Annotated in this window: 18 protein-coding genes; 8 read left to right on the top strand and 10 right to left on the bottom strand. The window is 50.6% G+C overall.

The genetic code is table 11. The annotated features are described in order from the left end of the window. Positions 1-39 precede the first annotated feature (39 nt). From VP504_RS17770 to VP504_RS17750, 5 genes are all read right to left on the bottom strand, one after another. The gene (locus tag VP504_RS17770) at positions 40-1,092 is read right to left on the bottom strand and encodes a LacI family DNA-binding transcriptional regulator (protein WP_325892327.1); all 1,053 of its coding nucleotides are present in this window, start codon (positions 1,090-1,092) and stop codon (positions 40-42) included. A 197-nt stretch (positions 1,093-1,289) separates the two neighbouring features. After that, positions 1,290-2,258 (bottom strand): sugar ABC transporter substrate-binding protein, encoded by a 969-nt coding sequence (locus VP504_RS17765; RefSeq protein ID WP_325892326.1) that lies wholly within the window; start codon positions 2,256-2,258, stop codon positions 1,290-1,292. Positions 2,259-2,372: 114 nt separating this feature from the next. Next, complete coding sequence (locus VP504_RS17760) at positions 2,373-3,185, bottom strand: ATP-binding cassette domain-containing protein (protein WP_062709190.1); 813 nt, start codon at positions 3,183-3,185, stop codon at positions 2,373-2,375. 35 nt (positions 3,186-3,220) lie between these two features. Then, on the bottom strand, positions 3,221-4,354 hold the full coding sequence (locus VP504_RS17755) for an ABC transporter permease (RefSeq protein ID WP_062709257.1): 1,134 nt from the start codon (positions 4,352-4,354) through the stop codon (positions 3,221-3,223). A gap of 80 nt (positions 4,355-4,434) precedes the next feature. Further along, positions 4,435-5,334 (bottom strand): TIM barrel protein, encoded by a 900-nt coding sequence (locus VP504_RS17750; RefSeq protein ID WP_062709260.1) that lies wholly within the window; start codon positions 5,332-5,334, stop codon positions 4,435-4,437. Positions 5,335-5,640: 306 nt separating this feature from the next. On the opposite strand from VP504_RS17750, the gene iolD reads away from it, so the two are divergent. The 8 genes from iolD (at position 5,641) to VP504_RS17710 (ending at position 13,558) form a co-directional block, all read left to right on the top strand. After that, positions 5,641-7,494 (top strand): 3D-(3,5/4)-trihydroxycyclohexane-1,2-dione acylhydrolase (decyclizing), encoded by a 1,854-nt coding sequence (gene iolD, locus VP504_RS17745; RefSeq protein WP_325892325.1) that lies wholly within the window; start codon positions 5,641-5,643, stop codon positions 7,492-7,494. Positions 7,495-7,514: 20 nt separating this feature from the next. Next, positions 7,515-8,690 (top strand): Gfo/Idh/MocA family protein, encoded by a 1,176-nt coding sequence (locus VP504_RS17740; protein ID WP_325892324.1) that lies wholly within the window; start codon positions 7,515-7,517, stop codon positions 8,688-8,690. After that, entirely contained in the window at positions 8,683-9,711 is a 1,029-nt protein-coding gene (gene iolC / locus VP504_RS17735; protein ID WP_325892323.1) for a 5-dehydro-2-deoxygluconokinase, read from the top strand. The genes VP504_RS17740 and iolC overlap by 8 nt, the downstream gene beginning before the upstream one ends. A gap of 32 nt (positions 9,712-9,743) precedes the next feature. Next, entirely contained in the window at positions 9,744-10,601 is an 858-nt protein-coding gene (locus VP504_RS17730) for a 5-deoxy-glucuronate isomerase (RefSeq protein WP_325892322.1), read from the top strand. Between the two features lie 40 nt (positions 10,602-10,641). Beyond that, positions 10,642-11,481 carry a class II fructose-bisphosphate aldolase gene (locus VP504_RS17725; protein WP_062709202.1) on the top strand — a complete coding sequence of 280 codons (840 nt, stop codon included), beginning with the start codon at positions 10,642-10,644 and terminating at the stop codon, positions 11,479-11,481. A 2-nt stretch (positions 11,482-11,483) separates the two neighbouring features. Further along, positions 11,484-12,653 carry a Gfo/Idh/MocA family protein gene (locus VP504_RS17720; protein WP_325892321.1) on the top strand — a complete coding sequence of 390 codons (1,170 nt, stop codon included), beginning with the start codon at positions 11,484-11,486 and terminating at the stop codon, positions 12,651-12,653. Positions 12,654-12,792: 139 nt separating this feature from the next. Further along, positions 12,793-13,164 (top strand): hypothetical protein, encoded by a 372-nt coding sequence (locus VP504_RS17715; RefSeq protein WP_325892320.1) that lies wholly within the window; start codon positions 12,793-12,795, stop codon positions 13,162-13,164. Between the two features lie 52 nt (positions 13,165-13,216). Next, positions 13,217-13,558 (top strand): thioredoxin family protein, encoded by a 342-nt coding sequence (locus VP504_RS17710; RefSeq protein ID WP_325892319.1) that lies wholly within the window; start codon positions 13,217-13,219, stop codon positions 13,556-13,558. Here VP504_RS17710 and VP504_RS17705 read toward each other — a convergent pair. The 5 genes from VP504_RS17705 to cobA form a co-directional block, all read right to left on the bottom strand. Continuing rightward, positions 13,555-15,354 carry a bifunctional protein-serine/threonine kinase/phosphatase gene (locus tag VP504_RS17705; RefSeq protein ID WP_325892318.1) on the bottom strand — a complete coding sequence of 600 codons (1,800 nt, stop codon included), beginning with the start codon at positions 15,352-15,354 and terminating at the stop codon, positions 13,555-13,557. The two genes, VP504_RS17710 and VP504_RS17705, sit on opposite strands and share 4 nt — an antisense overlap. Before the next feature lie 2 nt (positions 15,355-15,356). Then, positions 15,357-16,832: a NarK family nitrate/nitrite MFS transporter gene (locus VP504_RS17700; RefSeq protein WP_325892317.1), complete on the bottom strand. Its 1,476-nt coding sequence runs from the start codon at positions 16,830-16,832 to the stop codon at positions 15,357-15,359. Between the two features lie 376 nt (positions 16,833-17,208). After that, a complete protein-coding gene (gene nirD, locus VP504_RS17695) occupies positions 17,209-17,538 on the bottom strand; it encodes a nitrite reductase small subunit NirD (protein ID WP_325892316.1) in 330 nt (109 codons plus the stop codon). A 10-nt stretch (positions 17,539-17,548) separates the two neighbouring features. Beyond that, entirely contained in the window at positions 17,549-20,089 is a 2,541-nt protein-coding gene (nirB, locus tag VP504_RS17690) for a nitrite reductase large subunit NirB (protein ID WP_325892315.1), read from the bottom strand. 9 nt (positions 20,090-20,098) lie between these two features. Continuing rightward, positions 20,099-20,896 carry a uroporphyrinogen-III C-methyltransferase gene (gene cobA, locus VP504_RS17685; RefSeq protein WP_325892314.1) on the bottom strand — a complete coding sequence of 266 codons (798 nt, stop codon included), beginning with the start codon at positions 20,894-20,896 and terminating at the stop codon, positions 20,099-20,101. Positions 20,897-21,084: the final 188 nt, after the last annotated feature.

The following is a 21,084-nucleotide window of genomic DNA, read 5'->3' as shown; positions in this document are numbered from 1 at the left end:
TCTATTGACTTTAGGTACTGGGCAGAGTTTACACCGATATCAAGTGCGCGTCTTTTGCGTTGAACCACGTACCACCGCCTCACATGGCAAGGTAATAGATTGTGGCGGTAAATGTGGATCAGCAATATGTTCGAACAAGGCATCAATGGTGCTTTGAATCATCTGCTCGTTCGGTTGACGAATCGTAGAAAGGTTGTAGGAGCGGCTTTTCGCAAGACGAATATCATCGACGCCAACAACACCAATATCTTCCGGCACGGTCAAGCCGAGTTCATAGCGTAATGCATCCATCCCACCACAGGCCATAATGTCATCGGCATAAAACAGTGCATCTGGTTTTTCAGTGTGCTGGAAAATACGCAAGGTGGCATCGTAGCCTGCGTCATAACTGAACTCGCCGCCTTCCACGACTTGCCATTGGTTGCAGCCACGCTCCATCACACGGCTGATAAATCCGCGTTGTCGGTCAATAGTGGCTGATGTACCAATCGGTCCCGCCACAAAAGCCGGTTTGGTATAGCCAGCATCTAGCAGCATATCTGCCGCCATATTGCCTGCCAGCACATTGTCACAACTCACCACAGTGACACTGTTTTCACTGGAATCACGACCAAATATCACTGCCGGCGTATTCTGGGAATGACAGGCATCAACAAGCTCTTGCGGCAGTGATGCCGACGTAATGATTAGGCCATCAACGTTGTATTCCATCACCAACTCGACCGCTTCCTGAATATCCATGTCACCGTCGACGTGGATAAGAAGGCTATGGCAGTTACGCTTTTGGATTTCAGTGGTGAAGCGGGAAAGAATGGGCAGATAAAACGGGTTGTTGAAGTCGGTCATCAAAATGCCGACAAGACTGGAGCGGGATTTAATCCCCCTCGCCAAACGGTTGGGTTTGTAGTTTAGCGATGCAGCCGCTTTGAAGACTTTTTCGCGCAGCGGTCTGGAAATACTCGCGTCAGGATTAAACGCTCGGGAGACCGCAGAGACAGAAACGCCTGCTGCTTCAGCAACTTCAACGACAGTGACTTTGCGCTTTTTCTGAATCGGTGCCGCTGTATCAGTGCCGGTGGTTTCTTTCGTCATACGCTTTCCTGCTTACAATGCCGTTCCTTCGCCCACCCTAGGCGCAACACCATAATAATGAAAATGTTTTCAGCTGTACAAGCTAGTTAAAAGCCACTTTACTAAAAAATGACTAGAAGTGCAGGTTCAGACGAACCTCAACTCGAAGAGGCCTGAAAAAGAGCGCCCGACTGAGGGGGGCCGGGCGCTTTTTGGACTTAGCGATATTCGCCAGCCAGTTTTTCCACCAATTCAACGTTCTCTTTAGTCACAAAGCCCGGACCAGAGTTGATGTTGTTAGATGGAGAAATACCATAGCGGTTGTAAAGAGTCAGAACCATCACTGGCACATAACCTTGCAGGAATGGCTGCTGATCGATACCCCACTGGATATTTCCGTCTTTGATGCCTTGAGCAATCTCGCCACTCAAGTCAAATGTACCGAAGTAGATCTTGCCCAGTTGACGGCTCTTATCCAATGCACGAATGGTTGGGTGAGCAGAGGTTGGGCCCAGTGTCAGAACGGCATCCGTATCAGGATTTGCACGCAGGTAAGCAGACACTTTTTTCTCAATGCCAGTTGGATCCTGGCCCACATCAATCATTTGGCTACCAAGCTCTACACCCAGAGCATCAGCAAAACCCTGACAACGCTCTACAGAAGCTGGGTTGGTGATATAGTGGTTGACACAGACAAAGCTTTCCACACCATCTTTCTTCGCGCGTTTACCAGCGCCGTAACCCGCATCATATTCAGGTTGTCCAACGTGGAGAATAGCACCCACGTCCTCACTTTGCTGGTGAGTACCCGAGTTGATGGTTACAACTGGAATGCCTTTCTTCTTGGCTTTTTCCAAAGGACCTTTGAGTACTTCATAGTCCGCGATGGTGGTGATAATACCGTCAGGATTAGACGCAACGGCCTGCTCGATGATGCGAGCCATATCCGCCAAATCCCCTGTGGTAGGGTTACGGTATTCCACTTCTACATTGAGCTGTTCGCCCGCTGTACCAATCGCATTCTTAATGGTGTTCCACCAAGAATCTGAGTCCGGTGCGTGGCTAATCAGGACAAAGCGCTCACCATCAGCGAGTGCAGTGCCTGGCAGCATTGCGGCCAAACTGGCTGCCATTGCTAACACAAGGACGGACGCTCTCTTTGCTACAGATTTAAGTAGGGTATTCATCCGGTGTCTCCAAGTTATATTATTTATTGTATCCATGGGGCGAGCTGTACAGCTGCCCACCCGGTTACGGCTAAGGTTTGGGCAGCGAACCGCCCCGTCACGTTTACTAAAAGCCTAATTCGCAGTGGCAGCATCTGCCCGCTGGAATTCAGCCAATTCTGCTTCGAGTGATTCCAGCTCTTGTCCACCAGCCATCATCTCGAGAATTTCTTCACGGGTAACATCTTTCTTCAACCAAGTACCCAGACTCTTACCGCGGTTCAGCAGTGTGAAACGGTCAGCAATGGGATAAGCATGGTGAACGTTGTGCGTAATCAGGATGACGGCAAGACCTTTGCCACGCGCCCTTGCAACGACTTTCAGCACATTGGCAGACTGCTTTACACCCAGTGCTGCGGTTGGCTCATCAAGGATCAGTACTTTCGCACCAAAGTGAATTGCACGCGCAATCGCCAGACACTGACGCTCACCGCCCGACATGGTGCCAATCGGGTGTTCAGGATCACGCACGTCGATCCCCATGTCCTTCATGCCTGCCTTGGCAATTTCGTTGGCATTTTTGGTATCGAACACTTCAAAGGGGCCGATTTTCTTGGTGAGCTCGCGACCCATGAAGAAGTTGCGGGTAACACTCATTAAAGGAACCAGTGCAAGGTCTTGATAAACAGTTGCAATACCGGCATCCAGCGCGTCACGTGGTGATTCGAAGGTGGTAGGTTTACCATTCATCAGGAATTCACCTTCTGACGGTTTATGCACACCTGCCAGGGTCTTAATCAGGGTAGATTTACCTGCACCGTTGTCACCCAACAGACAGTGCACCTCCCCCATTTTCACCTGCATATCGATATCTTTCAGGGCAATCACCGAACCGAAGTAGCGGCTTACCTTTTTCAGTTCGAGGATAAAATTGTCTTTCTCTGCCATTGTTTTTCTCCTGAATTCCGTTTCCTAAGCTTCGCTCAGCGGGCGCTCGTGACTTTCTTGCGGATGAAGTTGTTAAACAGCACTGCGATTAGAAGCATCACGCCGAGGAATACGCGGAACCAGTCAGAATCCACGCCTGTAAAGAAAATGCCCATCTGCACCACACCGAATATCAGAGCACCGAAGAAAGCCCCAATGACCGAGCCATAACCGCCAGTCAGCAGTGCACCACCGATAACTGCCGCAATAATGGCTTCAAATTCTTTCAGAAGACCTCGATCCGCCGCTGCTGAGCCAAATTCCAGTACCTGACAGGCCGCGAATACGGTTGCGCAGAATGCGGTGAACATAAATAAAAGAATTTTCACACGGTCAGTCGGTACACCTACATTTTTCGCCGCGTTGGCATCGCCACCTGAAGCAAAAATCCAGTTACCAAAACGGGTACGCAGCAGCACAAAGGAACACACAGCCGTCAGCAAGAACCACCACACCACCACCATTGGGATGCCAGTGACTATTGGAGTACCGTCAGAATAGGTTTCAATCCACCCCGCGCTACCAAGCCAGTTAAAGAGCCCAGTCCCTATCTCGCCGCCAAACATGGCTGCCAGCCAGTCGCCTTCTGCCAGATTACCTACGCCAGAAATGATGGTTTTGTTGGTCAGCGCAATCGACAGAGCGATTGTCAAACCACGCAGAATGAAGAGGAAAGCGAGGGAAACAATGAAGGAAGGTAGCCCGGTGCGAACCACGATGTAGCCATTGATAAAACCAACCGCCATTGCCCCGATAAACGCAAAGATAATCGCCGCCCAGACAGGCCAGCCCCAGTATACGGCAGGGATAGCGATCATCATCCCGGCAAAGCCAATCATTGAGCCAATGGAAAGGTCGAATTCGCCAGCGATCATCAGCAAACATGCACCGACCGCGATAATTCCGAGCTGCGCTGACACCACCGTCCAGTTAACGACACCATCAGCATTGAACATGCCTGAATCCCAGGCGACGAGTGCGAAAAACGCGAATACCAGAATGGCACCGGACACAGAGCCCAACTCCGGGCGGGATAACATACGATTGAGCACTGAAACTTTACGAACCCGCTCATCGCCTGGTGTGAGCGGCTTTGAATCTGTCCCTGATTCGACTTCTTTTACCGACATACTTGCCTCCAAAATCCTTGCTTCATTCAGGCTTTCACCCAACTCCTTGCTGCCGGTTGACAGCTTTCTCTCACTTGCACTTAAGCAACTTTTGCGATCACCGCTTTCTCAATGAACGCCCTGCTTTTTTCAGCATCGGTTTTTGCATCGCTTTTTGCTGCTGGGTCTGTGTCCTGCTCAACCGTGACCCAGCCGTTAAAGTCAATATCGATAAGTGTTTGTCTTACCTCGTCGAAATCGACACAACCCTGCCCTAACGGACAAAAAATGTTATTCCCTATTGCAGTATAGAAATCCGTGCCAGCCTTGACGGATACCGCATGCACGTCGGCGTTAATATCTTTGAAATGCAGGTACTTAACGCGGTCTTTATAGGTACGGAGTACTTCACTCGGATCCATGCCTGCATAAACGCAGTGACCGGTATCCACACACAACGACATCAGCTCTGGCGGTAAGTCGCGCATGGCTTTATCCAACTCGTCGCGGTATTCAATGTAAGTGCCTGCATGGGCATGAAGCGTTGGGGTAATGCCATACTCCGCGCACACAATACCAACACCGCGCAGCGTTTCCATCATCTCTAACCATTGCTCGTCATCCAGACGCGTTGCCGTCTCTACCTGGCCAGCCTGATCGGTGCGTGGCGATGAAACGTGGTCAATTACCACCAGAAAATCCGCGCCCTGCTCTTTCAGGATTTGGCAAGTCACGCGGGTTTTCTCCAAAATCGCTTCGCGTTCTTCCGGCTTGTGCAAATGAACGAACAATGTGCCTGCAATCAAGCCCAATGAACGTACTGACAATGCCTCAGTGAGTGCAGCTTTATCGGTCGGCAGGTAACCCAACGGTCCCAGCTCAGTTGCGCCATATCCCGCGCCTGCAATCTCATCCAATACGGTCTGCCATGTTGGGTTTGCCGGGTTATCTGCAAACTCGATTCCCCATGAGCACGGTGCGTTGGCTATTTTCAGTTCCAAGCCAATGTCTCCTTGATTCAATGTTCCATTCCTGTTTAACGCTTTACGGCCACACCCGTTTCAAACGTCAAACCATTCAAGCTTTCGATAAATAAACTTTCCGTTAACACTTTTTAAACATTTATGGTAACGATTTCACTTTGTCAAACCAAAACGCGTCTCAAAAGTGGGCTTTTCACGGGTGAATGGCGATATAGAATGAAAAATGAGCGCTAAATCTGATTTTTTGGCTTTTTCCATTTGAAAACATTTTCATTACATGACTACTATTTCATCAAACAAGGAAAATTATTGGAGACAGCAAGGATGGGAACCTTAAGGCTAACTACGGCTCAGGCGTTGGTCCGCTACCTCGCCGCACAGCAAATCGAGATTGATGGAGAGGTGGAGTCATTATTTGGCTGCGCTTTTGCGATATTTGGCCACGGTAACGTGACCTGTTTGGGGCAACAGCTGTATGAGAACCAGTCTGTTTTCCCTACTTGGCGTGGACAGAATGAGCAATCTATGGCGCTGGCTGCAGTGGCCTATGCACGTGCTCACAAGCGCCGTCGCATCGGTATTGCCACTTCGTCTGTGGGCCCTGGCGCAGCAAACATGGTGACAGCGGCAGGCGTTGCACACACTAACCGCCTGCCCTTGCTTTTGCTTTGCGGCGATACATTCCAGTCCCGCTTGCCTGACCCGGTGCTTCAGCAAACGGAACACTTCGCTAACCCATCGCTGACCGTGAATGATGCCTTCAAATCTGTCACTCGCTTCTGGGATCGCATCAATGCGCCGTCGCAACTAACTGTCGCATTGCCACAAGCGATTGCGACCATGTTAGACCCTGCCGATTGTGGACCTGCAATGATTGCCCTTCCGCAAGATGTGCAAGGTCAAGCATGGGATTTCCCTGAGAGCTTCTTCGAACCCAAAGTTCACCGTATCCGCCGCCCACAACCAGAAGAAGTGGATTTGGACGCAGCCGTTGAAGCGCTGAAAACTGCCAAAAAGCCTCTGATAATTGCTGGCGGCGGAGTGTTCTATTCCGGCGCACGTGACGCCTTGATTAGCTTTGCCGAGAAACACCAAATCCCGGTAGTGGAAACCATCGCAGGCCGCACTTTGCTGCCAGACGATCATCCACTGAATTGCGGCCCGATTGGCGCAACAGGGTCGGACAGCGCCAACCACATGTGTAATGACGCGGATTTAGTGCTCGCCATTGGCACCCGTTTGCAAGACTTCACCACAGGTTCATGGACACTGTTTCGCGATCCCGGCATGAAACTTATCAGCATCAACGCTGCCCGTTTTGATGCCAACAAGCACATGGCGCAATCCATCATCGCTGACGCAAAAGACACCATTGAGCCGCTTGATGCCAAGCTCGGCGATTGGACGACGGATGCTGCATGGGTTGAAAAAGGTAAGGCTGAAAAAGCGGCGTGGACAAATATCGTTAACGGCCGCACGGCATTTGCGGAGACAACCTTACCTTCATACGCGCAGGTCGTTGGTAAGGTGAACGGCCTCATCAATGAGGGCGACCGCGTTATTACAGCCGCCGGCGGCTTACCTGCCGAAATCAACATGAACTGGCAGGCGACCTATCCGTATTCGCTGGATGTGGAATTCGGTTTCTCCTGCATGGGCTACGAAGTCGCTGCCGGCTGGGGCAACAAGATTGCCAGACCAGACCATGAATCTATTGTGATGGTCGGTGATGGTTCGTATCTGATGATGAATTCCGACATCTACAGCTCTGTACTGACCGGACACAAGATGATTGTGGTGGTGTGTGATAACGGCGGTTTTGCAGTGATCCGCAAGCTGCAAACCAACACAGGTAACACCGCTTTCAACAACCAGTTAGAAGACTGTACCACAGAGCGTGATTACGACCTGCCGCGCGTAGATTTTGTCAGTCATGCAAAAGGCTTAGGCGCACATGCAGAGAAAGTCTCCAGCTTGGGCGACTTTGACGCCGCATTCGAACGTGCGAAAGCGGCAGATCGCACCTATGTATTGGTCGTCGACATCGACGATACCAAATGGTCGTCTTGTGATGCCTGGTGGGAAGTCGGTCTGTCAGAAGTCTCTGACGATCCAAATATCATCGAAGCCCGGGATAACTGGGAACAGGGACGCGTTAATCAGCGTCGTGGCGTGTAATAACAACAAGGAGAACACGCATGTTTAACGAAGAATTCCAGCTAGATGCACCGATCCGTTGGGGAATGGTTGGCGGCGGCCGCGGTAGCGAGATTGGTTACTCGCACCGCGCTGCTGCCCAGCGTGACCGTCTGTTTACTTTTGTTGCAGCGGCACTGGATTTGGATGCAGAACGTGGACGCGACTTCGGGACCAAGCTGGGTCTTGCTCCCGAGCGCTGCTATCCCGACTACAAAACTCTGTTTACAGAAGAAGCCAAGCGCGAAGATGGGATTCAGGCTGTGTCTATCGCCACGCCGAACTCTACCCACTATGAAATTGCCAAAGCGGCGCTGGAAGCGGGTTTGCACGTCATTTGTGAAAAGCCCGCCACCATTCATGTTGAAGATGCACTTGAACTGAAAGCCTTGGCAGAAAAGCAAAATAAGATGCTGGCAGTGATGTATGGCTACACCGGATTCCAGATGGTGCATCAGGCGCGCGAAATGGTGCGTCGCGGTGACATCGGCGCCGTGCGCGTTATTCAAATGTCTTTCGCCCACGGTTTCCACAACACCGAGATTGAGAAAAACAGCCCGGGTGCAAAATGGCGCATGAACCCAGAGGTGTCCGGACCAAGTTTCATTATTGGCGATTGCGGTACGCATCCGTTTTACATGGCCGGCATGATCACAGGGCTAAAAGTGAAGTCCCTGATGTGTTCACGCCAGAGCTTTATCGAATCCCGCGCGCCGTTGGAAGACAACGCTCATGTGTTGTTCCAATTTGAAGGTGGAGCAGTCGGCACACTGTGGGCGAGCGCCATCAACAGCGGCTCAATGCATCAGCAGAAAGTTCGCATTGTCGGTGAGAAAGCCAGCCTCGAATGGTGGGATGAATATCCAAACCAGCTTCGATATGAAGTTCAGGGGGAACCCGTCCGTATTCTTGAGCGTGGTATGGGCTACCTGCACAACGACGATCCTGGCGTTTCAGCTAATCGTCAAGGCGGTGGTCATGCTGAAGGTTTCTTCGAGTCTTGGGCAAACCTTTATCACCGCTACGCACTCGCGATTGATGCCTACAACCGCAATGACAAAGCCTTCCTTGAAAGCCATTGGTACCCAGATATCGACGGCGGTATCGATGGTGTGAAGATGGTGAATGCCTGTGTGAAATCGGCCGATAACGGTGCTGTTTGGGTGGACTATGACTGATTCCATCCACCTTTCAGATTGGCAGGCCAACAGGGACCGTACGATAGACGTGGTTTGTCTGGGCCGCGCTGGAGTCGACTTCTACGGCAATACGGACGGTGCAGACTTCAACGCTGAATCCAGCTTCAAAAAATGCGTCGGCGGATCGCCTGCGAATGTAGCGATTGGTCTTGCGGAACTTGGCGCCAAAGCAGGCTTTATTTCCTGTCTGACGGATGATGCCCAGGGGCGTTATGTCCGTCACTACATGGAAAACAAAGGCGTGAACCTTGACGGCGTCACGACGCTGACCGGCGAATACCGCACCAGCCTTGCTGTGGCAGAGCTGCGCCCGGAACCAGAGGTGGTGATTTACCGCAATAACGCGGCTGACCTTGCGCTCTGTGTTGAACACATAGACAGCAGCTACCTCAGCAACGCCCGGTGTCTGTTTGTTTCCGGCACAGCGCTGTCCACCAGCCCTTCACGGGAAGCGACCTTCTGTGCCATGCAAATGGCGCAGCTGGCCGGCACTCTGGTGGTGCTCGATCTCGACTATCGTCCCTACTCTTGGGCGTCGCCGAAAGATCCCCCACACTTCTACCGTCTCGCCGCATCCTTCAGTGATGTGGTGATTGGTAACCGCGAAGAATTCGAAGTGATGGGCATTCCCCATGATATCGAAGACAGCCATGTCAGCGCCGCCTCAGAGCTTCTAAGTGGCAGCACTGAGCTGGTTATTGTCAAAGGTGGCGCTGAAGGCTGTGAGGTCTTTGGTTTGGATAGCAACGACAACCTTTCCAGCCACTCACAACCTATATTCAAAGTAGAAGCACGCAAACCTTATGGTGCAGGAGATGCTTTCGCCGCCGGCCTGCTTTTTGGTTTGCTAAATCAATATTGTTTACAAGACGCCGTGGCTTTAGGGGCAGCAAACGCCGCCATCAATGTCACTGGTGATACCTGCGCAGATGCTATGTCATCACTTGCGCCACTCCAGGAATTTATGCGCAACCGTGGCTATACATTTACCACAGACTAAGCATCAGTCAGGGAATGATCAAGGAGTACAAGATGGGAAAACACATTCCACCGTTCGATAATCACAACGAACCCGTTATCAACGTCAATGACGATACGACGCCACTGTGTTACTTCAACCCAGTGAAACTCAAAAATGGTGAGACCTACAGGTACACGCTTGAAGGTTATGAATCTGCCGTCGTGCTGGCAGGCGGTACCTGCAACATCACGGTTGATGGAGAAACCTTTGAAAGCATCGGTAAACGCGCTTCCGTCTGGGAAGGTGACCCTTCTGCTGTGTATGTTCCTGTCGGTTCAAACGTGACAGTGTCATGTATTTCAGAAGTCGCAGACGTATTGATCGCAGGTGGACGCTATGAGCCGGAAGAAGGGCAAACCTTCGCGCCATTTGCTATTCAGCCGGAAGAAACTGATAAGGTACAATACGGCAGCGATGACACCAAGACTCACCGCAAAATTAAACACATCCTTGGACAGAAAAACGCGGATAAACGCGGAAGGCTGCTTGTCAGCGAGTTATTTACTGTCGGTGCTGGTGGTTGGTCTGGCTTCCCGCCGCATAAGCACGACGAAGAAAACCCACCGAGAGAAACACGCTACGAAGAGGTTTACCAATTCCGTTTCAATCCCGACTTTGGCTTCGGCGCCCAATTCCTTTACGAGCACGAGGATGACTATGGCCCGGTGTATCACGTTCGCACGGGCAGCGTGATTGCCATCGACAAAGGTTATCACCCTTCTGTCGCCGCACCGGGTTACGAAATGTATTACTTCACCATCATTGTCGGAGAAAAAAGCAAATCTCTGGTTCAGTACTTCGACCCTCACCATGAGTATCAGGTACACACGATTCCAGGTATCAAGGACATGGTCGCCAAGTTCAAGTAACGCTTAGGGTTCATTGCCCCTAGTAATAACGGAGACAAGAATGCTAGTTACCCTGAATGACCTTATGCCAGAAGCCGCGTCGTCCCAAGGCGCAGTACCTTGTTGTAACGTGTTTGGTATTGAAGAAGCGCAGGCGATTATCGCAGCCGCTGAGGAACTGAGCCTACCCGCGATCCTCGCTGTGAACAAAGACATGGTGGATCTCGCTGGTGTGGAATCCATGGCAGGCATGCTGCTCCCCATGGCACGGGCCAGCTCTGTACCTGTGGTGGTTCACCTCGATCATTGCTACGAAGAAGCCATCGTGTACCGCGCCATTCATGCCGGATTTAGTTCGGTGATGTTTGATGGTTCACAATTACCTCTCAAAGAAAATATCCGTCGGACAAGAGCGGTGGCTGATGCTGCCCATGCTGTTGGTGTTTCGGTCGAAGGTGAACTTGGCTCAGTGCCTTATCAGGAAGGCCGTGACCATATCAAATCTGAATTTACCGATCCGGAAGAAGCACATATTTACGCCGAACAAAGCGGTATTGATGTGCTTGCGATTTCGGTCGGCAATGTCCATCGCATGACAAAGGCCGGTAGCCCAATTAATTTTCCCTTGCTTGATGAGATCGAAGCGGCCACCAGCTTGCCTCTGGTGATTCACGGCACCACAGGTATCACTGAAGCTGATCTTCGCGAACTCAAAACACGTCGAATCGGTAAATTCAACGTGGGGACGACGCTTAGAATGGCCTTTGGCAACGCAATTCGCGGAGCCATGGCAGAAGAACCGAATAAATTTGATAAACAATATTTCGCGGGCAAAGCCATGCCTGCGCTGAAGCAAGAAGCCATGCGAGTGCTCACGCTCCTGGCAGCAGACAAGGAGTGACGATGAGCAAGGCGTATAAAATGCTCGGACGGCGTTTAAGACTCGGCGTGATAGGCGGAGGGCCAGATTCCTTTATCGGTTCCATTCACCGCTCATCTGCCACCATGCATGAAGAGTTTGATGTTGTCGCGGGTGTGTTTTCCTCAAACCCGGAGCGCTCAATTGCTGCTGGTAAATCCATGGGTATCGCGCGTCCTTATGGCGACCCAGATGCCTTGTTTGCCGGAGAAGCTGCGGCGGATGAGCCCATAGATGCGCTCGCCATCATGACGCCCAACAACAGTCACTATGAGTTGTCATGCCGCGCATTAGACGCTGGATTCAACGTGTTCTGCGAAAAACCTCTCACCATGACTGAAGATGAATCTGCCGACTTGGTAAAGCGGGTCAAAATATCCGGTAAGCGTTACTGCGTCGCCTACGGCTACAGCGGTTATGCCATGGTGCGTCAAGCGCGTGAAATGGTCGCGCAGGGTTTGATTGGTGACATCACCATGGTGCAAAGCAATTACGTTCAAGGGCATTTAGCAGAGTTGACTGAATCTGAGATTGCTGGCTCTAACTGGCATATGAAGCCTGAACTTGCTGGCCCTTCATTGATCCTTGGTGATATCGCGACACATAGCTATCACCTGACCAGCTATGTCGCTGGTATGGAAGCCAGTTCATTGAGCGCAGACGTGACGGCATTGGTCGATGGACGCACAGCAGATGATTACTGCGGCATATTGCTTCGCTACCCCAATAACGCACGCGGCATCTTCTGGGTCACACAAGCCGCAGCTGGCGGTGTTCATGGTTTGAGCTTTACCATTTACGGTACCAAAGGCGGCTTGGAATGGCATCAAGAACAACCCAATGAACTGACAGTCCGCCCTGTCGATAAGCCGGCTTATGTGCTGACAAAAGGTGGTAAAGGTCTTTCAGGTGCGGGAGAGCGTGTTTCCCATGTCGCTATCGGTCACCCAGAAGGCTATCGAGAGGCATTTGCCAACCTCTACTACGACTTTGCCTCCAATATCGTTGATGATCTGACAGGCAAAACCCCAGAACCACTGAGCCTGTGGAACCCAACCGTTCAAGACGGTGCGTATGGCATGGCGTTTGTTTACGCAGCGGTGCGATCACGCGACAACGACGGTGAATGGAAACCACTTAGAGACCTCACTTAGTTCAATATCAAACACAAACTGTTTAACCTTGCGAGCAGGTAGCCAGTCGTCGGTCTGCTCGCTTTTTTTATCGTTTTTAGAACACTGCATAGACCTCTCCCACGATACATTAGCGAAGGACAATACACGGAGAGATACAATGGATAACAAGAAAGTGGCACTGTTTGGCTGGCACCCGGATGTGGTGAACTACGATAAATGGCTAGGTATGACAGCGGAAAAGCTCCGCGCGGCACTGGAAGGCGATCGCGATAGACTCCTTACCCTCGGATATGCTGTCGACCTGCACTACATCCGTGATGGTGAAACCGCTTTTGATGCGGCGACTGAAGCACTAACTGGCAACCATTATGACTGCGTGCTGATTGGCGCAGGCGTCCGTCGCGATGAAGACCATTTTCTGGTGTTTGAAAAACTGGTAAATGCAGTACATAAAGCGGCGCCACAAGCAACAATTTGCTTCAACACCAACCCAAGCGATACGGCAGATGCGATTAAACGCTGGACATAATATCCTAGGGTCTGCTAGCTAGACCCTTTTTCATCTTGTCACGGAGGACAGTATGTCGATACGCGCTACAAAAACAGGCTTCAATCCCGAATACAGTGAAGACGCCCCCTCTTTTGAAGATGTCACCGACCAGAAGGGTGTGTCTATTTTGGAGTTTGGTGCACCATGGTGTGGGCACTGCCAAGCGGCTGAACCCGCGGTAAAAGCCGTGCTGGAAGCAAAGTCTTTCCCTCACACCAAAGTGTACGACGGTAAGGGCAAGCCTTTAGGTCGAGCCTTTAAGGTGAAGCTCTGGCCAACACTGATCCTGCTTCAGGATGGGTTGGAAGTTGACCGCATTGTTCGCCCGATTCATGAAGACGAAGTGGAAGATTTGATTTCACAGGCGCGCTAACCGAGAAGAAAAATAAACTGCACCAGAACAATCAGGAACAGGATAAGGCTTAACCCTTTCCAGAAACGCAACGGGTCGCTTTCTAAAAGCGGCCTGTTTTCATTGGAAGATTTGAACGTGGGGTTAGGCTTCATCAAATCCTGTTCAAATTCAGAAAGCGCCTTATAGCGGGCTTCCGGGATCGGATGACAGGCTTTTTTGAGCGCCTCATCAAACCAATCCGGCGCAGTAGGGCAAAAGACCGTTGCTGGCACGTAGTTTTGACGGTGTGCCGCTCTGGGGTTGGAGGCATTTACTCCTTTGTAAGGCAGATGCCCGGTCAAAAGTTCGTAGACCGTCATACCCAGCGAAAATAAATCAGTAGAAAAATTGGCTTTGTTGCCTTTGAGGTATTCCGGTGCCGCGTAGTTTAAGTCACCGACTGGATACCCTTCTTCCTCACTCCCCATTAGCTCTTCCAAGCCCGCTGATTGCGCAGTGCCGTAGTCAATCAAAGTCACATTCATGTCTTTGTCGACCATGAGGTTGTCCGGTTTGATGTCGCGATGAACCACGGAAAGACGTTGAAGCACCCGAACCGCTCGAATAGCCCCTTTTGCCAGTGTACGAACCTGAGTGAGCGTCGGTGTTGGATTGTCTATCATCCATTGCCTGAGTGTGACACCTTCAATGTAATCGCAGACATGATAGAGGTATGGCGAATAACTCGATGGCGGGTGAATCTTCATCACGCCAGGTGATTTCACCTGTTCGCCAACCCATCCTTCCCGGACAAAGCCCGCAAGATAAACCGCATCATCCGCAAAGTTGAGCGATGGCATTTTCAACACATACTGACGGCCATCCAAGTCACTGCGCGTCAGGTAGATATGGCTCCGGCTTCCGCTGTAAAGCACCCTCGCCACGGTGTAGTGGTCAATCTTCTGTCCTTCTTTCAAAACAGGCGGAATTTTTCTTTCTGATAAATCGCGAAGCGCTTCGCCATAGGTCGCAGCGGGAAGCGAATCGACAGCTAACAACAGACAAGTGATGTTGTCATCGCTACCCAGCTTATAGGCGTCATCAACAACCGATGCTGCTAAGTGCTCGAGATCAGACGTGGTATCGGAAGCGTAGAGACGTTGGGCGATTTCCCGCTCTGTCATAGTGTCATGAATGCCATCTGTCGCGAGAAACAACAGATCACCACGCTCAAGTGCTACGGGCTGATAATCCACATTCAAGTGGCTATCAATACCCAGCGCGCGGGTTAAGTGATGTTGGGTTTTACTTTGGTAGTGTCGATGATCCTGCGTAATCTGGGTCAGCCTGTGCTGACGCCAAAGGTAGACGCGACAATCGCCGACATGAAAAACATGGGCAGTATTCGATTTCACAATCACTGAGCAAAAAGCAGCCACCATGGCACTGGCTTGCGTGCCTGCTTGTTGTCCATGATGGTAAAGCCAATAATTGAGAGATTTCATCACCTTGCCAGCGGCATCTTTCACTGGCCAGGTAATCGGCGTATCAAGGTAGTTGTTGACGAATTCAGTCACCCCCATTTCACTGGCTTTCTGACTGACTTCGCTGGTGCTGACACCATCCGCAATCGCCGCTACCACACCTTTGTGTTTCAGCTCGCTTGCCTTTTTTGGCGAGTAAAAAGCAAAAGCATCCTGATTGGGCGGCTTACGCCCGGCAACCGAGCTGCCACCTGCACGAACGATCAAACGGGAAGCTGCTTCCTGCGTCTCCCCGTTTTCGGTGCCGGCAGCGCCATACGACGCTGCCTGTTCATGAAACTCTGGTTTCATATTTATGCTTTCGCCACATCAATCATGGTGATTGAACCATCATCATTCACTTCAGCAATCTGGCCAGACGGCTCTTCCATAAAGAGTAGCGTCACAAAGCCCACAACTGCGGTGCCTGCAATGATGTAGAAGAAAGTGCTGTAATCAACTAGGGACAATATCGTCAGATAAGTTACTGCACCCACGTTACCATAAGCACCTGTCATACCAGCGATTTGGCCTGTCATGCGACGCTTGATCAGTGGCACAGCCGCAAATACTGCACCTTCACCGGATTGTACGAAGAACGAACAACCCATTGCCGCTACAACCGCCAGCCAAACTGGCCACGCGCTGTCGACTTGACCCATCACGAAGTAACCCAATGCCAGACCCGCAGTGAGGATCAACAGGGTTGGCTTACGGCCATATTTGTCCGACAACCAGCCGCCACCAGGACGTGACATCAGGTTCATGAAGGCATAAGCGGATGCCACCATACCCGCCACAACTGGCGTCAGCTCAAAGGTTTCAGAGAAGAACAGTGGCAGCATTGAAACCACAGCAAGCTCAGAACCAAAGGTCGCAAAGTACAGCACATTCAGCACAGCAACCTGCTTAAATTGGTATCGGTGAATTTCTGGCACCTCTTCTTTAAAAACGTGCTTATTCACTTTCCATACTTGGGAAGCATCAAACAGGTAGATGCCCGCAAGTACCGCATAGATACCGTACACGGCTGTGTCAGAGAACATGCCGATACCGCTTGGTGAAAGTTTCCAAGCCAGCAGTGCCAGTGCGCCGTACATTGGGGTTTTCATGAACAGCAGCAAGTAAAAGTCGCCTTTTGAGGTAACTTCCATAGCACCGCCGTTCTTTGGTTTGTAGTAGGTTGCACCTTTTGGCGTGTCCGTCACGTTGCGATAAAACACGAAAGAAAAAGCCAGGCTCATCAAGCCAGTGATACCCATAGCGTAACGCCAGCCATCTTCACCACCGAACATCACAGCCACGGTTGGCAAAGTGAATGCAGCAGCTGCTGAGCCGAAGTTACCCCAACCACCATAGATACCTTCTGCAGTGCCCAGTTCATTGTGTGGGAACCACTCAGACACCAGACGGATACCGATAACAAACCCTGCACCGATGAGACCCAGGGCAAAACGGGCAATGGCAGCCTGAACGAAGCTATCTGAGAGGGCGAAAACAAAACAAGGGATAGAACAGATAGCGAGTAGTAAGGAGTAGATTAGCCGCGGGCCATATTTATCCGTGAGCATGCCGATTAAAACACGCGCTGGAATGGTAAAAGCAACGTTGAGAATAAGCAGAGTTTTAATCTCTGCGGTCGTTAATCCGAGCGATTCTTTTACTGATTGCAGCAATGGCGCAAAGTTAAACCACACCACAAAGGTAATAAAGAATGCGAACCAACTTAAATGGAGAATTTTCATTTTTCCGGTAAAGGAAAATATATTGAACTTGTCACTAGATGACATTATTGACTTCCTCTTCAAACAAACAATCCCTGTGCCGTGATGTTTGAATCACAGCAAACTTAATTTGAAAATTTTTAACTTCCCCTGATTGGGTAATCAGGGGAATATACCCAAACCACCTGAAGATGCTCGAATTCAGAGGTCATCAATGCGTTCAATTCGAGGCAGATTTCGCGAGGAATAGTCATTCTATTTCCGCGGAATTTAACGAAGAAGTGGGCGCATTGATGGCCTCCCTTCGGGCGAGTTGACAGGCGTCGTGCTCTTTGTTGTCCCTTTTTGATGGAGGTGACTACACCTGCAAAGGAACGCCGCGATCACAACACCAGTCAAACTCGCTGAATCCTGCATCTTCAGGTGGTTTGGGTATAAATATTTAAACCAGACTCAGTTGCACAGCACCTTCATGACAACGTATCGGGTAGGTGGTGATCGATACGTTTTCGTCTTCCAGACAAATGCCGCTATCCAAGCAAAAATGCTGTTTATAGAGCGGTGAAGCGATCACTTTTTTGTCGCCTATCGAGCCAATCATTCCGCGAGAAAGCACATTGGCTTTTCCGATTGGATCATAATTATCAACGGCATATAGCAAGTCTGTTCGACCACAAAGAAATACCGCCACCTGCTTGTCTTCCAACAACGCGCACACGCCGGTGTTTTTGACCAAATCAGACTTTTCACAAATGGTTTTCCACTTGCTCATTGCTCTCTCCTTAACTTTCCAGCATGACGATATCGATATTTTGCGATGCAATTTCAGCAGGAATACGCTGACCACGAACGGTTTGGTATTTCAAACTCTCATCCTGCGCTTCGCTATTAATGAAATGTTTGAAACGCTTGAGTTTCTCCGGCGATTCAATCGTGGTTTTCCACTCGCATTGATAATTACCCAGGCTTGATGCCATTTCTGCTTCCAGCTCTTCACCAATGTTGAGCTTGTCTTCGATCACCACTTGACGCAGGTAGTCCAATCCTCCTTCGAGGTTTTCTAGCCATACTGATGTGCGTTGCAAGCGGTCTGCGGTTCGGATGTAGAACATCAACACGCGGTCGATGTATTTAATCAGGGTTTCACTATCCAGGTCTGATGCGAACAGGTCAGCGTGGCGCGGACGCATACCGCCATTGCCGCAAACATAAAGATTCCAGCCGTTTTCTGTCGCGATAATACCGATGTCTTTTGATTGCGCTTCGGCACACTCGCGGGTGCAACCTGATACGGCGAACTTCAGCTTGTGCGGCGATCTCAGGCCTTTGTAGCGGTTCTCGATATCAATCGCGAAGCCAACGCTGTCATCCACGCCGTAACGACACCAGGTAGAACCAACACAGGATTTCACAGTACGGACAGATTTCCCGTAGGCATGGCCGGTTTCGAAACCCGCATCGACCAGAATTCGCCAGATCTCAGGCAGTTCATGAAGTTGCGCGCCGAAAAGGTCTATACGCTGACCACCGGTCACTTTGGTGTAGAGATCGAACTGCTTAGCCACCTGACCAAGTACAATCAGTTTATCCGGCGTGATCTCACCGCCAGCCACACGCGGCACAACGGAATACGTCCCGTCTTTTTGCATGTTGCCGAGGTAGATGTCGTTGGTGTCCTGCAATCCCATGTGCTCTTCTTTCAACACATAGTCATTCCAGAAAGACGCCAGAATCGAGCCGACGGCAGGCTTACAGATGTCACAGCCCAGCCCCTCACCATGGCTGTCTAACAGTTCGTCGAACGTTTTGATTTTCTTGATACGAACAATGTCAGCCAGTTCCTGACGGGTGTAATGGAAGTGCTCACAAAGGTTGTTGTTTACCTCGTGGCCTAGTGCTGCCAGCTCCGCGTCCATCACCTGCTTGGCAAGCGCTGAACAACCGCCACATCCGCTTGATGCTTTGGTTACCTCTTTAAGATCTGCCATGTTGGTGCAACCCGCCACAACGGCTGCTTTGATGTCTGCTTTGGTGACGTCATAACAAGAACAGATTTGTGCTTCATCAGGAAGGTTTGCAACACCAGCCGCGCCAGAGTCTGAGGAAGCCGCACCGTCAGACAGAAGCAACACTGAGGGATATTCCGGCAGTGGCATGTCGTTCAACATGGTTTGCAGCAGAGTCGGATAGCTCTCGGTATCTCCGACCAGCAAAGCACCCAGCAGTTTAGTACCGTCTTCAGAAACGATAATGCGCTTGTAGATTTGCTCCACACTGTCGGCGTAAGTGTATGATTGCGCGCCAGGCGTGTTCCCTTGCGCATCACCAATACTTGCCACATCAACACCCAGCAACTTGAGCTTGGTGCTCATATCAGCGCCTTTAAAAGCGGCTTCTTCACCGCAAATATTGGCGACGGCCACCTTGGCCATTTGATAGCCCGGTGCCACCAAACCAAAGATCTTGCCCTGCCACAGTGCACATTCACCAATGGCGTAAACATCCTCTTCATTGGTCTGACACTGATCGTTAATCACAATCCCGCCACGCTCACCAATCTCAAGGCCAAACTCCCTCGCAAGCTCATCCTGCGGACGGATACCTGCAGAGAAAACAATCATGTCAGTTTCAAGCTCGGAGCTGTCCGCAAACATTAGTTTGTAACGTGAAGTGCTGCCTGCCGTAATGCATTTGGTGGCTTTTTCGGTGTGGACTTTAACGCCCAGAGATTCGATTTTCTCTTTGAGTAGTTCACCACCGCCCTCATCCAGCTGAACGGCCATCAATCTCGGCGCAAATTCCACCACGTGGGTGTCAACGCCCATACATTTCAGGGCATTTGCAGCTTCAAGCCCTAGCAAGCCGCCACCGATAACAACGCCTGACTCGCTTTGCTTACCAGAGGCTTCAATCGCTTCCAAATCTTCTATGGTGCGATAAACATGACAATGTGGCTGATCGTTACCTTCAATAGGTGGAACAAAAGGGTAAGAGCCAGTAGCGACCACTAACTTGTCGTAAAAAACTTCTCTGCCTTTGTCTGTAACAACGCAGTGATTTTCAGCGCGAATAGCGGTGACCTTTTCATTCAGGAAGTAAAGAACACCTTTTTCGTCGTAGGCTTCTTCACTGGTTAACATCAAATCATCAGCGGATTTCCCACTGAAATAGCCACTGAGCTGAACCCTGTCATAAGCCAGTCTTGGTTCTTCTGAGAAGGTCGTAATTTCAAAGGTGCCTTCAGCATTTTTGTCGCACAACTCCTCGATAAATCTGTGCCCAACCATGCCATTACCAATGACAACGATGCGTTTCTTTTCCATTGTTATTTCCTATGCAGAAAGCTTCTCTAGCTGTGTTTCAGCCTGAGAGATAAACCAGTTGAGCTCGTCAGCAAGTGTGACGACCTCACCCACCACAACAAGCGCAGGGGACTTGACGCCCTCTCCTTGAATGGTGGCTTCAATTGAATGCAAATCGGCGGTAAAAACCCGCTGCTGCGGGGTGCAGCCATTCTCAATAATGGCGACCGGCGTGTTGGTAGAAAGGCCATGCTGGCTAAGTGACTGAGCAATTTGCCCGACCCTCGACAAGCCCATGTAAAACACCAGAGTATGATTCAGCGAGGCCAGCGCCTGCCAGTTCATAGAGAGCTCTTTTTCCGCATGAGCCGTGACGAAAGTAGCCCCTTGAGAAAGGCCCCGATGTGTCAGAGGAATACCTGCGTAGCTGGTGCATCCTGACGCTGCGGTAATACCCGGCACGACCTCTACAGATATACCCTCATGGTGCAGCTCTAACATCTCCTCACCACCGCGACCAAACACAAAGGAATCACCGCCTTTTAAACGACAAATTGTTTTGCCGCGGCTGGCGAGTTCGATCAATAGCTGGTTGGTTTCACTCTGAGGAACGCTGTGCTTCCCTTTTGCTTTACCCACATACACCAGCTCGACGCCCTCTGGGATCAGTCCAATGATTTCTTTACTCACCAGTCTGTCGTAAACCACCACATCACTGTTTTCGATGCAGCGCAGTGCCTTAATGGTCAGCAAGTCCGGATCACCCGGTCCAGCCCCCACCAATGAGACGTGTCCTCGTTTGAAAGATGTAATTTTAACGGTGGACATCCATGCCCCTCATGTCGCGTTTAATTTATTTCGCTAGAGCAAATTGAGTGCCACTCGGCAGCTAGAGATTTAAAAGCCTGACATAACACCCTGTTTTTAATAATGATATTTTTATCGACTGACACAAAAGGACAGGAATGCAAAACAGCAGAGAAAGCAAAAATTCGCTTCGAAATAGTGCAAGAGAA

The organism is Grimontia sp. NTOU-MAR1, from assembly GCF_035758505.1.
GTDB lineage: Bacteria > Pseudomonadota > Gammaproteobacteria > Enterobacterales > Vibrionaceae > Enterovibrio > Enterovibrio marinus.
This window is presented reverse-complemented; position numbering and strand designations above follow the sequence as displayed.

Coding starts and splice junctions, on each gene's coding strand:
- VP504_RS17770 (WP_325892327.1), bottom strand. CDS start 1,092: ATGACGAAAGAAACCACCGGCACTGATACAGCGGCACCGATTCAGAAA.
- VP504_RS17765 (WP_325892326.1), bottom strand. CDS start 2,258: ATGAATACCCTACTTAAATCTGTAGCAAAGAGAGCGTCCGTCCTTGTG.
- VP504_RS17760 (WP_062709190.1), bottom strand. CDS start 3,185: ATGGCAGAGAAAGACAATTTTATCCTCGAACTGAAAAAGGTAAGCCGC.
- VP504_RS17755 (WP_062709257.1), bottom strand. CDS start 4,354: ATGTCGGTAAAAGAAGTCGAATCAGGGACAGATTCAAAGCCGCTCACA.
- iolD (WP_325892325.1), top strand. CDS start 5,641: ATGGGAACCTTAAGGCTAACTACGGCTCAGGCGTTGGTCCGCTACCTC.
- VP504_RS17740 (WP_325892324.1), top strand. CDS start 7,515: ATGTTTAACGAAGAATTCCAGCTAGATGCACCGATCCGTTGGGGAATG.
- iolC (WP_325892323.1), top strand. CDS start 8,683: ATGACTGATTCCATCCACCTTTCAGATTGGCAGGCCAACAGGGACCGT.
- VP504_RS17730 (WP_325892322.1), top strand. CDS start 9,744: ATGGGAAAACACATTCCACCGTTCGATAATCACAACGAACCCGTTATC.
- VP504_RS17725 (WP_062709202.1), top strand. CDS start 10,642: ATGCTAGTTACCCTGAATGACCTTATGCCAGAAGCCGCGTCGTCCCAA.
- VP504_RS17720 (WP_325892321.1), top strand. CDS start 11,484: ATGAGCAAGGCGTATAAAATGCTCGGACGGCGTTTAAGACTCGGCGTG.
- VP504_RS17715 (WP_325892320.1), top strand. CDS start 12,793: ATGGATAACAAGAAAGTGGCACTGTTTGGCTGGCACCCGGATGTGGTG.
- VP504_RS17710 (WP_325892319.1), top strand. CDS start 13,217: ATGTCGATACGCGCTACAAAAACAGGCTTCAATCCCGAATACAGTGAA.
- VP504_RS17705 (WP_325892318.1), bottom strand. CDS start 15,354: ATGAAACCAGAGTTTCATGAACAGGCAGCGTCGTATGGCGCTGCCGGC.
- VP504_RS17700 (WP_325892317.1), bottom strand. CDS start 16,832: ATGTCATCTAGTGACAAGTTCAATATATTTTCCTTTACCGGAAAAATG.
- nirD (WP_325892316.1), bottom strand. CDS start 17,538: ATGAGCAAGTGGAAAACCATTTGTGAAAAGTCTGATTTGGTCAAAAAC.
- nirB (WP_325892315.1), bottom strand. CDS start 20,089: ATGGAAAAGAAACGCATCGTTGTCATTGGTAATGGCATGGTTGGGCAC.
- cobA (WP_325892314.1), bottom strand. CDS start 20,896: ATGTCCACCGTTAAAATTACATCTTTCAAACGAGGACACGTCTCATTG.